Here is an 11,916-nt window from a genome sequence, read left to right as displayed (position 1 = left end):
GACCACGAGCTCCGGCCCCGATTCAACAAGTTGGTACCTCTCCACTCATCGAGGCTTGACACAAAGAGGAGCCGTTAGCGAGATCGGCCCGAATCCTCACAGTCATCAGGTGTTGGACCGTACTCGTGCGTATTCGCCGATCAGCCTATGCAGTGCGTTTGCATGACTGCGCGCGTGGCGATTGTGGAGTTCGACTCGAGTCGACGCCCTGACTGGGCGGGACGGGGCCGATTCGTGTGAGTGTGTAGGCCTTTTCGTTCGGTTCGGCAGGGTTCGTGGCCACTGATCGGTCGAGCAGGATCCACGCCGACGGCTCGTGTTCGGGACTCGCATGCCGATCTGGACGAACTCGAACAAGCTGACTCGCAACACTGTCCGGGGGGACATGATCGACTCTGCGGCGAGCGCACGAGCGTAGAACGCAGCTGTCGCCCTCGGCGGCCGAGTGATGCTCACGAGCGCCATGGCAAACACCTTCCAGCGGACGCGTGATCTATTTTGGCTGACGCTGAAATGGATAGCAAACTATTGCGCAACGTTGGACGTGGATCACATAGGGGCGGCCATGGTGAGAGACGCTTTCGAGATGGCGCGTCTACATGCATCGGCGACTCCTCAGCTACCGGTGGACTACCACCCGATCGGCAGATGAGGGAATTCTCGGGTCTTGCACTGCGTGCGCAGCTTCGTGGCACGTCGATAGAGCTTGAGGAACCGTCAGGGCCCCGAAGCGGTATCGGTCCATGGCCGAACTTTACGATTCGCGGCAGTGTGAGTCCACAAGGCTGACCTACCCAGGCGGGGCCGCTGAACGACATTCTGCGAGTCGGTCGACTCCCTGGACATCTGGCCTTTCCGTGGCAGCGCAGAAGTGGAGGAGGCTGATCGGTGCAGGTCGGCGGCGGATCAGCGCCACGCTCTTCGCGAGCTCGGTCGTCATGGCACAGTAGGCAGGATCTTTCGATATCCTAAGGAGGACATGCGGTGCCAGGTGAGGATCCACCCGGTCCAGCAGGATCGACTGCGGGCGCCTCGGCTCGCTTTGCTGGACGAGGGGACGCAAACTTGAGAACTGCCGGGCCTGGCGCGCCGTGCTCCTCGGCCGTCCGGCGCCCGCACTGCTCGCTTCCGTACGATGTCCAGACTCATCGATGAACGTTCAGAGGACATTGTCGCGACAGCGAACCTCCGACGCCGACCGGAGCGGCTTGTTCAACGTGGAGATCGCGCCGTTCTCGGCGACTCGGACCGCCGAGGATCCGGAGCCCGGCGAGAAGTCGTCCTTCGAGTGTATTCTCGGCCGTGACGGGGGTCGGCCGTAGATGAGATGCTGGTCGGTTTGGCGGGGCTGCGCCCCGGACGAAATGGGCCTCGGGCCTGCCTTCGCCGTCCCGAAGCTACTTGACCGGCGCGGCCTTTCGATCGACGACATGGACTGGGGGAGCTGAACCAGGCATTCGCCTGCCAGGCCGTGTATTGCCGCGGCCGGCTCGGGATTGATCCGGACACATTGAATGTTCACGGCGGCGCCATCGCAGTCGGCCACCCCTACGGCATGTCCAGAGCTCGCCTAGTCGGGCACACGCTGCTGGAGGGACGTCACCGCGGCGTCCGGTCTGTAGTGGTGACCATGTGCGTAGGTTGCGGCATGGGTGCCGCCGGCCTGTTCGAAGCGTTCCCAACGACTAAGTAGCGAAGTCGGTTGGTCGGCACACCCTAGATACTCGCCTACATCATTTCGACGGCACGGCGTATCGGTACTCGCCGCGCGGCGAGCCAAGGGACTCGCCGAGACTGCGGCGCTGGCACGCGCGGCGGGCAGCATCGCCCTCGAAGTCCGTGTCCACGTCCCTTCCCCCAAGCGAAGTGGGTTCCCTCCTCCTGGCAGCTGACACCGCCATCTTCGATATGTGTCCCCGAGGCTGGGCTGGGCTGCTCTCTCGGCTCAATGCTGACGCGATCTGACCTCACATGCAAACCCGCCGTGTCGCGCTTCATACCTCCAGCGTCCCTGAATTCGGTGAGTTCCGCTGCAGCTCCGGCATGGGGGCAGGATGCGGCGGTATCTTCTGCTCGGGAAAGCTGGGGATTCTTGGCGGCATTGGAGAGATCGCGTCGATGCCCAGTTCCATCTGTGCCTGATCTACGACATGACCGGCTTGATGAAGCGCCTGCTGGATGGTGATAGCGAGCCGGTACTCCGTGTATGACGCGAGACCACCACTTCCAGAGGAGATTTTGGTGTGAAAGGCAGGCACTACTGGATCAAGATCGGTCGCGTCGAACATTTCCTGCAATTGGTGGACAAGATATTTGATTTGCTGTAGGGCCGCCAACCCTACGGTGGCGGCTCGTTGCGCGGTGATGACCACCGTACCATCGGCGGCGCGCCAGACCTCGGAATGGCTCTCCAGGACGGTCCGCAGGGTTGAATACGCTGCTGCGGAGATCCCAGTCATATTTGCGGCAGTGGGCTTTTCGGGCGGTGCGTCGGGTGTGGTTACAGGTGGTGCTACCGCGTAGTCGGGAGCTCCGAGCAGGTCGACCAGAGCCTGCAACTGGATTCGAGCTTCGACTACATAGTCGGCCAGTGCGTCCGACGCCATGTGCGGAGGCTTGAGCCGCACCTGCCAGTTCTTGGGCTGCGGACGAGGCGGGGTTGGCGACGGTCCAGGAGACGGCGACGGCTGTGGATCGGTCGCCCCCTCCGCCAAGTTTATCTCCATATGAGCCAGGTTTGTTCGAAGCTGATTTGAAATCGCATTAACCTATACAACGCCGCGTGCACTTCTCGGCGACAACCCTTGGCACCTTGCTGCCATGACGGCCCGGTGCGACGGGTGGTGTGGCGCACCTGTCGCACCGGAGATTCCCGAGATGCCAGGCGTTGCATGTCAGCCGCCCGGCCCGAATTCGAGGGCGCGACTTTTATGCCGAGTCAAGACCGCAAAGCAAATATAGGGAAATGCGTAGATTGTTCCGGGTGCACAAGCCGGAGCTGAGGGGCGCTGGCCGGGGTGCCTCTGCGGTGTGATGGACCTGTCGGCGGGCTGCTGCTCGGAGAGGTCTCGGTGAATGTCTGCGCACTGCTGGAGTGCCGTTCGGTGGGCGCCTTTGTGCCTTTACCGCCGGGGCTGGCCCAGAACCCCACGGCACAGCTTTTAGAAGCACCTTGACACGGCACTGGCCGTCCAGCGTTTCGGCCAGCGCAGCACGTTTTCGTGAAGAGGTACCTGGTGCGGTTGCACGGCATCGGCGGCGGACCGTACGTCTGACCCGTCAGGTGCGGACGATTGGTGTGGGAGCTGGCCGGGGGGGCGATTGCCCGCCTGCTGTCGCGGTGGGCGCTACGGATTTTCCCAACATACCCCGCCGTGCGGGTCGTTTGCGTACCCCGGTATGGAAGCGGCCGCTGCTGCGCGCGCTGAGCGTGGACGACTTCGCGTTACGCCGCCGAAACCGCCTGTTAGCGGTCAGTAGTTTCTCCCCGCTGGTGGACAGTTCGCCTAACACAATGGCGGACACGAGATTTCCCGACACTCGCAGGTGTTTCCGCTCTGGTGAAGGACGCTCGCGGTCTATTCAGCAGAGTCTTGTGATGTGTTGGACAGTGCCCGGACCGCCGAGGAGACGGAGTTGCGCAGCCGGTCCAGCGGGTAGTCGGTCCCAAGGACCATGCGCCGCAATTGCGGCATGGCCAAGCTCCATCCGACCAGGCCGAGGGTGAAGAACAGCAGTGCTCGCGGGTCGTCGCCGGTGGTGGTGGTTTCGGTGGCGTGGATCTTGTCGAGGTAATGCTCGGTGCGTGCCTGTTCATCGGGGACCGGTTCGTCGCCGAGTTCGAGCGCTTCCCACAGGAGCAACCGCAGGGCTTCGGGATGAGCGCGGTGGTAGTCGAACAGCGCGCCCGCGTAGGCGTCGAGGTCTTCGTCGTCGCGGGGTGGGACAGCCTCGGCAAGTTCGGTCATCAATCGTTCCAGCACCGCACCGAACAGCGCCTTCTTATCGCCGAAGTAGTCGTAAATGGCCCGCTTGTTGGCCTTCGCGGTGGCTGCGATGCGATCCACCCGTGCGCCCGCGACGCCATAGGTGGCGAACTCGCTTGCCGCGGCAGTGAGGATGCGTTCCTTGGTTGCCGCTGAGTTGTATGCCACAAGGTGAATTGTAACGAACCAGTTCGTTTGACATCGAATCTCGTCGACTCCTACCATTCGAACTAACTAGTTCGATCGTTTTGGAGATGCTGATGACCCCCACTCGAACCTCGGCGACCGATGCCGGAACGAAGGTGCGTCCGCTGTTGTTCGCGGTGATGGCGATCTGCAGTGGCGTGACCGTGGCGAATGTGTATCTTGCACAACCTTTGCTGACGTTGTTCGCCCGTGCACTCGGGATCGCACCGTCGTCGGCTGGGTGGGTGGTGACATGCGCACAGTTCGGCTATGCCGCGGGAATCTTGTTCCTGGTGCCGTTAGGTGATGTGTGCCGACGACGGCCGCTGCTGATGGTGATGCTGGCCGTGACGGTGCTTGCGCTGCTGTTGGCTGCGCTGTCGCCAGGCCTGTCGCTGCTGGCGGCGGCCGCGGCGCTGGTCGGCGGATTCACCGTGGTCCCGCAAGTGCTCGTGCCGCTGGCCGCCGAACTCGCCCCGCCGCAGCGGCGAGCCTCGGCCGTGGCCGGAGTCCAGATCGGACTGATGACCGGAATCATCGGCTCCCGTGTGATCGGTGGCGCGGTCGGTGAGGCATTGGGGTGGCGGGCGGTCTACGTGCTCGCGGCCGTGCTGACCGCAGCATCGGGGTTGCTGACCGTGGCTCTGATTCCGCGAGAACCCCACCGCAACAACACGATCGGCTACGGGCAGTTGCTGGCGTCCCTGCCGCGGCTGCTGCGCAGCGAGCCGGCGTTGCGGCAGTCGTGCCTGCTGCACGCCAGCCTGTTCGGTGCCTACAATGCCACCTGGACCTCGCTGGTGCTGGTACTCACCCACAACCCGTATCACTTCGGCACCGCGGCCGCCGGCTTGTTCGGCATGCTGGGTCTGGCGGGTGCGTTCGCCGCACCGTGGGCCGGACGGTTCATCGACCGGCGCGGCCCGCTGCCGATCATCACCGCCGCGCTGGTGCTGGCCCTGGTCTCGGCGGGAGCGTACGCCCTCGGCCGGACCGTGCTCGCGTCGATGATCGTGGCGATCGTCGCGGTGAATGTCGCGGTGCAGTGGAGCCAGATCGCCAACCAGGCCCGCATTTTCGCCTACCTACCCGAGACGCGCAGCCGCGCCAACACCGTCTACATGGTCGCGGTCTTCCTCAGCGGCGCGATCTGCGCCGCTGCGGCGGGCGCCTGCTACGCCGGCCTCGGCTGGGTCGGCGTGTGCGCGCTGCAAGCGCTGCTCGCCGTCACCGGTCTCACGGTTCTGCCCTTCGCGCGACGCTACGACCGAAACCATCGCACCCCGGTAACAGCGTGAATGCCAACGACTTTCCCACCACTATCAACCCAGGAGATTCCCCGATGACCTGCCCGCCATGCCCGCCGCCGTGATGAAGTTTTTCGCCGCGTCCCAGTCCGCTGATGCCGACACCTGGGCCGATGCCTTCGCCGTCGACGGCGTGTTCCACGATCCGATCGGTGAGCCGCCGATCGTCGGCCGCCCCGCGATCCGCGAGTTCATCGTCTCGGTGCTACCCAATTTCAGTCCGTTCCTCGGCCTGACCCCGCGCGAAGCCCACACCGTCGGAAACTCGGTCGCGGTCTGCTGGTCCGGAGCCGCCGTCACCACCACCGGAACCCCGGTGAACTGGTCGGGGATCAACGTTTACGACCTCGATGACGACGGACTCATTCACGAAGCCCGCGCCTATTTCAACCGAGCCATCTTCCAAGCCCAACTCGACCGATAAGACCGGCCGAATCCGACCCCAACCCGCCCACAGGATCAACAGCAGCGGTGAAGCCCATCCGGTCGCTGAAGGCGAAGGTCCGTGCCCTGACCCATCGGTTGTCCCAGCAGAGTCTGAGCTATGTGATCACTCGGCTCAACTAGATTCTGCGTGGTTGGTCCAATTACTTCAAGCATGCCGTGGCAAAAAACTCGGTTCGCCGTTCTCCAGAAGTTCGTCTGGAAGCGAATGATCGTGATGTTGCAGATTCGGCATCGCTGGCATTGGACCGATATCCGCCGCCGCTACATCACCCGCACCGGGCGGTGGTTGCCAATCACAGCGGCGAACGGGACCGTGTTGTTCGACCTGAACAGTGTGACGGTGGGCCGTTATCGCTGGCGGGGCAACAAGATCCCGAACCGATGGACGGCCCTTCAATCAGCCTGACGGCAGAAACCGTGGAGAGCCCGGTGCGTCGAGAGGCGCACGGCGGGTGTGCGCCGTGTGGCGCTGTGTTGCATCCCCGGTGCAGCCGGGAGGAACTCGGAAGGAGGTTCTTGGGTCACCTGACTACCTGGAGGTGAAAGCTGAAGGGGACAACAGCATGTCAGGGAAGCGGTAGCCGTCTGGAGGCGTTCGGGGCGGGGTGCCGCGAGACCCGCGCGATATGGTCAAGGCTGGATTGCTTGAAGCCCAATCCCCAGCGATGAAAGTGCGCATCCGCCGGAACAACGCCTGAAACCGGTGGCACATCGTGTCCGGGTATGAACCCGAGACCCGGGCAACTTCCGTGGTGTGCGGCACCACCCGGTGAGGGTGGGCAAGGGGATGAGTGGGCGGCCTACGTCGTGCTCGGACGTGCAACGCAGACGTACCACGGGATCGCCTACGGGGTGCGAGCCCTATGGCGACGGAGTGTTCGTAGTAGTCGCGGGAGTAACGCCTCGCCGAGGAGCCCGGGAAAGCCGGAGCGCAGGGCGAAGGGACACAGGTGTTTTCGATGGTGATGACCGGGAGGTATGCGAAATGCAGGACGCTGAAACGGTCCTCGCTGTCATTCGGGAACGCGGCAGGCGTGGCCTGCCGTTGGAGCAGTTGTATCGGCAGCTGTTCAACAAGGAACTGTTCCTATTGGCCTACGGGCGCATCTATTCCAACGAAGGAGCGATGACGCCGGGGGTCACCGGGGAAACCGTGGACGGCATGTCCCTGGCCAAGATCGAGGCGATCACCGACGCGTTGCGGCGTGAGTCGTATCGGTGGTCTCCGGCCAGGCGGGTGTATATCCCGAAGAAAAATGGGCGTAGACGCCCACTGGGTATGCCACCGTGGTCGGACAAGATCGTCGCGGAGGTAGTGCGCATGCTGCTCGACGCGTACTACGACGTCCGGTTCTCCGACCACTCGCATGGCTTCCGGCCGGGCCGGGGCTGCCATACCGCTCTTGATGAGGTGGTGTCGGTCTGGAAGGGAACACGTTGGTTCATCGAGGGTGATATATCCGACTGCTTCGGGTCTCTCGACCACAAGGTCATGCTCGCGACGCTGTCGGAACACATCCACGACGGCCGGTTCCTGCAACTGATCGAGCGGATGCTCAAAGCCGGGTATCTGGAGGACTGGCAGTGGCATGCAACGCTTTCCGGCGCGCCACAAGGCGGTATCGCATCGCCCGTCATGTCCAACATCTATCTGGATCGACTCGACCGGTTCGTGGAACAGCAATTGATACCGGAATACACCCAGGGCACACGTCGTCGCAGCAACCCGGCATACCAGCACGTCACTAACGAGATCGCGCGGGAAACCCGGCACGGCAACCGGGAGGCGGTGCGTCGGCTCCGGTCGGAACGCCGCACCCTGCCCAGCCAGGACCCCGGTGATCCCGGATACCGGCGGCTGCGTTATGTCCGCTACTGCGACGACTTCCTGCTCGGGTTCGCCGGTCCCAAACACGAAGCCGAACAGATCAAGTCGAAGATCAGGGCGTTCTTGCGCGAGGAACTCGAGCTGGAACTGTCCGAACCCAAGACGTTGATCACCCACGCCACCAGCCAGGCGGCGCGGTTCCTCGGCTACGAGATCAGGACCCAACACGCCGATGACAAGATCACTCGACACCGTCGAGCAGTCAACGGCGCGATCGGCCTGTTCGTGCCCAAGACCGTGATCCGGGAACGATGCGCCCGCTACATGAGCAAAGGCAAACCCGCGCAACGCGGGCCGCTGTTGTTCGACGACGACTTCACCATCGTCGCCACATACGGGTCCGAATACCGCGGGTTCGTCCAGTACTACCTGATGGCCCAGGACATCTTCCGTTTGCAGCGGTTGCAGTGGGTCATGGAAACCTCGATGCTCAAGACCCTGGCCGGCAAGCACAAGTCCACCGTCACCAAGATGGCCCGCAAATACAAGACGACCATCGACACCGGTGACGGACCCCGGACCTGCTTCCAGGTCACCGTCGCACGCGAGGACAGGAAAGCGCTGATCGCCCGCTTCGGCGGCATCCCGCTCGCACGGCAACGCACCGCAATCATTGTCGATCGAAACCCGCCCCTGGCCACCGCCAACCGCAACGAGCTGATCCACCGTCTCCTTGCCGAAAAGTGCGAGCTCTGCGAGTCGCCCACCGGACTACAAGTCCATCACGTGCGCAAACTCGCCGACCTCGACAAGCCAGGGCGGCCCGACCGCCCAGCATGGATTCGCCTGATGGCCAAACGGCGACGCAAGACTCTGGTCGTCTGCCGCACCTGCCACCAGGACATCCACGCTGGACGGGCCACTGCCACCACCCGGAAATAGAACACTGGAGAGCCGGATGCGGGGAAACCCCGCCTGTCCGGTTCGGGAAGAGGCCGTCGGAAAAGGACCCGAGCCACGGGCACCTCGTCGGCGGCCCACTTCACTCGGCGAGAGGTCCGGGGAAACGGGGCAGGAGCAATCCCGCAACCGCGCCCCGGGCCTACTCAGCGATCGGGAGGTCGCCAGTAGCTGGGCGGGATTCGTTTGCGGAGCAGGTCTGGGTTCGCGCGGCCGAACATCTGGCGTTTGAGCATTTGATCGCAGCTCGGTCATGGCAGCTGGTGTTGTCGCAGAACTGGCGCCGGACCCGCAGCACGATGACGACCTCGCGGCCAGTGATCGCCGCGTCGGCCAAACGGCGCCGGTAGCGGCTGTGCACCCGACCCCAATGCGCCTCAACACATCCCCACATGGGTCAATCACCAACTGTGTGCCAGAGCCACATTTCGAAGAGCGTCGACAGGCGGGCGAAAGGCGGAAGCTTTGATGGTCCGCCCGGTCGATGGCGGTAAGCTCGGCCCGGAGGTCCGCGTCATGTCCGACTGTGCGGAGACGCCCCGCTCTCGGTGGATATCTCGGCCGCTAACACCAACGAACGACGCCGAGGCGCTGCGGCCGCTGGTCGAAAGCGGTCCCAGCCACCAGCTCGCGGCAGGGTCCACCGTCAGGGCAAACTCGGCGAGCTGCACGCCGACAACGCATGCGATACGACCGAACTGCGGCGACACGGTGCAAGACCACGGGATCGACGCCCGCATGTCTGCGATGGCACCGAATCCTCCCAACGCCTTGGGGCGCGGCGGATTATCGAGCGCACGAGATGCGCAGACCCTGCGCCGTTGCAGCGCTGCTGTAGGAACTCCAAGATCTGAAGCTCAAGCGCTCTCAGTGGGGTAAACGATCTCTCGATCGACGTCACGTGACGACGGCTCGGCTATGTCTATGTCTGTGTCCGTAGGCTTCGTCGGTTTGTGTCGCATCAGGTGGGCCTTCGCGGCATCCATCGGGGTGACTTCGGAAATATGACCGGCAACTTCGTCATTGCCCTATGGAAAGGTCCTGGTCTCCATACCAGCTCTTCTGGGGGCACGGCCAGTCGTATCTCTGGAAGAGCGTCGAGAAGTTGCTCGATGGCCTCCTGAGCGATCAGGTACGCAACGGACTTGGCAGGGCAGGCGTGCGGTCCGGCGCTCCATGCCAGGTGGGATCGATTCCCAGTATGGTCTCCGCCACGGATCTCGGGGTCATTGTTGCATGCGGCCAGGCTGATCAGTACCGGTTGGTGGGCAGGTAACCAGGTGTTGTCTAGAAGGATCGGTTGTCGCGGATAGGTTGCGCAGAGATTTGCCAGCGGCGGGTCGTTGAATAGCACCTCATCCAATGCGTCTCGCGTCGACAGACTTCCCCCGAGCACATCACCCCCAAAACGGTCGTCGGTCAGAATCAGCAAGAGGGTATTGGTGATCAAGTTCTGCTGCGGTTCTATGCCGGCACCGTAGAAACTGATCAACTGGGAGAGCACCTCGGTGTCGTCGAGGTTGGCAGGATGGTGAGCAAGCCGCGAGGTGACGTCGTCCGCTGGCTCAGCGCGCCGCAACTGAATCAACTCGATCAGCGCCTCGCTGAGTGTCCGCATGCCGTGGATAGCCTCGACGGTATCGAAGATCGCTGCCATTTCGGTTGCGACGCGGTGCCCCAGGTCCGTCGAGCAGCCGACAAGTTGGTTGAGGGTCTCGAAAACGAGCGGAAATGCGTACTCGGACACCAAGTCGGCCGAATCAGTCTCGCAGAAGCTGCTGATCAGCGGTACAGCGATCTTCTCGACCTTCGAATGCAGCGTGTGTAGGTCGATCCCGTCGATACTGGCTGTGTATGTCTGCCGATACCGGGCATGCGTTTCGCCCGTGTTGCGGGAGGCGTTCGGGTGCCATTCCATCATCGGCTTGACGGGGGAGTCGTTAGGGATGCTTTGTTGCCAGGTCCGGGGGTCAGCGGGAAAGTGCTCGGGGTCGTTGAGGATTCGCAATGCCGTGCGGTAGCTGATCACCAAGGTGGCGGGCACATTTGGAGCCAACTCCATTGGAACCAGCGAACCGTGTTGTCGGCGCATCTGGCGGTAGCCGCTGTGTGGGTCGGCGGCGAACTTTCGGCTGCGCAGACAAACTTGAGGCGGATCGCTACTGACGGGCGAACCTTGGACGGGGCCGATTTGGGAAGTGGAGGTGTCGGGCATGGGCATCGGTGCTGGTGGTGTGGTCACAGATTTGGCTCCGAACAAAGTTGCAAAATATCGGTGAAGAGCATCCCTGCGGGAACACATGGCTGCGGCGGAGCGCATCGAGAAGACGCTTGAGTCATATTTTCGCCTGAGCGGGCTGAGGTTTGATTTAATCCTTTAAGCTGACTTTACAGCTTTCTCTCCAGAACGTCACGTTGGGCTGTTGATTGATCGCGGCTCTGCATCGATCTGCGACATCGTTGTGGTATGCCGCTGTCACCGCGAGATGGAGTGGTCAACTCCCATCACGTAGGGCGATAATACAATCCTTTTCAATGGTTGCCGTATCGTTGGCGAATGATCGGTCGACTTCGGCCGCGGCGCGTTAGGCCGCGTCGCGGAGTGACATGAATCCGGTTTGTGCGCCGCCGAGGCCGCGTTGGAATCGTGCGTCGTAGAGTTCGGCGTAGATGCTGCCTACGCGTGTCGACATGGTGCCTCCAGTGTGGTGGGTATGGGTGGGTAGCTCTGCGGTGGATGTCAGCAGGAGTGGGTGTTGGGCTGGCGGACAGGCCGTTTCGGCAGGTGAGAGGGGCCGACTGGCGTAGCCCTGACCGCCGATAACGGTTGCTATCGGCACCTCCCGTCGGGCGCCTCGTCAGGGCCACCGCCCGCGTTCAGGGCATCTCCGCAATCACATCCATCAGGACGCAACCGACCCTCAGTGCTGGAGCGGCGGTGGCGGACCCAGCAGAGATCGTGACTCGCCGTCGCGGCCTTTCTTAATATGTGCAGGATGGCGACACAGCCCGAAGATGAATGCGAGTAGCGATCGCACAGATGATTAGGGCGAAAACACGAACCGGGAGGTTCATGACGCCTTCTCCAGTGCCAGCGACGTGGCGGCGTGAACTCTCATTGGATCTCCACCGTCGGCCGCCGCAACTTCGGTCGAGCGGACCAGCCGTTTCACCGCTGTGGAGGCGTTACCTGAAGGCGATG

7 protein-coding genes and 1 pseudogene are annotated in these 11,916 nt (G+C 62.9%); 5 read left to right on the top strand and 3 right to left on the bottom strand.

Features of this window, described 5'->3' with window-relative positions; all coding sequences use genetic code 11:
* Nucleotides 1-1,346 precede the first annotated feature (1,346 nt).
* A pseudogene (locus ACL03I_RS37555) lies at nt 1,347-1,693 on the top strand (acetyl-CoA C-acyltransferase); the annotation flags it as partial.
* Between the two features lie 301 nt (nt 1,694-1,994).
* On the opposite strand, the gene ACL03I_RS37550 reads toward ACL03I_RS37555, so the two are convergent.
* The gene (locus tag ACL03I_RS37550) at nt 1,995-2,606 is read right to left on the bottom strand and encodes a hypothetical protein (protein WP_412808416.1); all 612 of its coding nucleotides are present in this window, start codon (nt 2,604-2,606) and stop codon (nt 1,995-1,997) included.
* A 972-nt stretch (nt 2,607-3,578) separates the two neighbouring features.
* A complete protein-coding gene (locus tag ACL03I_RS37545) occupies nt 3,579-4,154 on the bottom strand; it encodes a TetR/AcrR family transcriptional regulator (RefSeq protein WP_412808415.1) in 576 nt (191 codons plus the stop codon).
* Nucleotides 4,155-4,246: 92 nt separating this feature from the next.
* On the opposite strand from ACL03I_RS37545, the gene ACL03I_RS37540 reads away from it, so the two are divergent.
* From ACL03I_RS37540 to ACL03I_RS37525, 4 genes are all read left to right on the top strand, one after another.
* Entirely contained in the window at nt 4,247-5,470 is a 1,224-nt protein-coding gene (locus ACL03I_RS37540) for an MFS transporter (protein ID WP_412808414.1), read from the top strand.
* Between the two features lie 73 nt (nt 5,471-5,543).
* Entirely contained in the window at nt 5,544-5,903 is a 360-nt protein-coding gene (locus ACL03I_RS37535; protein ID WP_412808420.1) for a nuclear transport factor 2 family protein, read from the top strand.
* A gap of 174 nt (nt 5,904-6,077) precedes the next feature.
* Nucleotides 6,078-6,332 (top strand): hypothetical protein, encoded by a 255-nt coding sequence (locus ACL03I_RS37530; RefSeq protein ID WP_412808413.1) that lies wholly within the window; start codon nt 6,078-6,080, stop codon nt 6,330-6,332.
* Nucleotides 6,333-6,911: 579 nt separating this feature from the next.
* Nucleotides 6,912-8,696 (top strand): reverse transcriptase/maturase family protein, encoded by a 1,785-nt coding sequence (locus tag ACL03I_RS37525; protein ID WP_412808412.1) that lies wholly within the window; start codon nt 6,912-6,914, stop codon nt 8,694-8,696.
* Nucleotides 8,697-9,675: 979 nt separating this feature from the next.
* Here ACL03I_RS37525 and ACL03I_RS37520 read toward each other — a convergent pair.
* The gene (locus ACL03I_RS37520) at nt 9,676-10,935 is read right to left on the bottom strand and encodes a cytochrome P450 family protein (RefSeq protein ID WP_412808419.1); all 1,260 of its coding nucleotides are present in this window, start codon (nt 10,933-10,935) and stop codon (nt 9,676-9,678) included.
* Nucleotides 10,936-11,916 lie beyond the last annotated feature (981 nt).

The sequence above is a fragment of the Nocardia sichangensis genome (genome assembly GCF_047200615.1).
GTDB classification, from domain to species: Bacteria; Actinomycetota; Actinomycetes; order Mycobacteriales; family Mycobacteriaceae; genus Nocardia; species Nocardia sichangensis.
This window is presented reverse-complemented; position numbering and strand designations above follow the sequence as displayed.

What these genes read in the sequence shown, in the direction of transcription:
- ACL03I_RS37550 (WP_412808416.1), bottom strand. Translation starts at nt 2,606, where the DNA reads ATGGCGTCGGACGCACTGGCCGACTATGTAGTCGAAGCTCGAATCCAG.
- ACL03I_RS37540 (WP_412808414.1), top strand. Translation starts at nt 4,247, where the DNA reads ATGACCCCCACTCGAACCTCGGCGACCGATGCCGGAACGAAGGTGCGT.
- ACL03I_RS37535 (WP_412808420.1), top strand. Translation starts at nt 5,544, where the DNA reads ATGAAGTTTTTCGCCGCGTCCCAGTCCGCTGATGCCGACACCTGGGCC.
- ACL03I_RS37530 (WP_412808413.1), top strand. Translation starts at nt 6,078, where the DNA reads ATGCCGTGGCAAAAAACTCGGTTCGCCGTTCTCCAGAAGTTCGTCTGG.
- ACL03I_RS37525 (WP_412808412.1), top strand. Translation starts at nt 6,912, where the DNA reads ATGCAGGACGCTGAAACGGTCCTCGCTGTCATTCGGGAACGCGGCAGG.
- ACL03I_RS37520 (WP_412808419.1), bottom strand. Translation starts at nt 10,935, where the DNA reads ATGCCCATGCCCGACACCTCCACTTCCCAAATCGGCCCCGTCCAAGGT.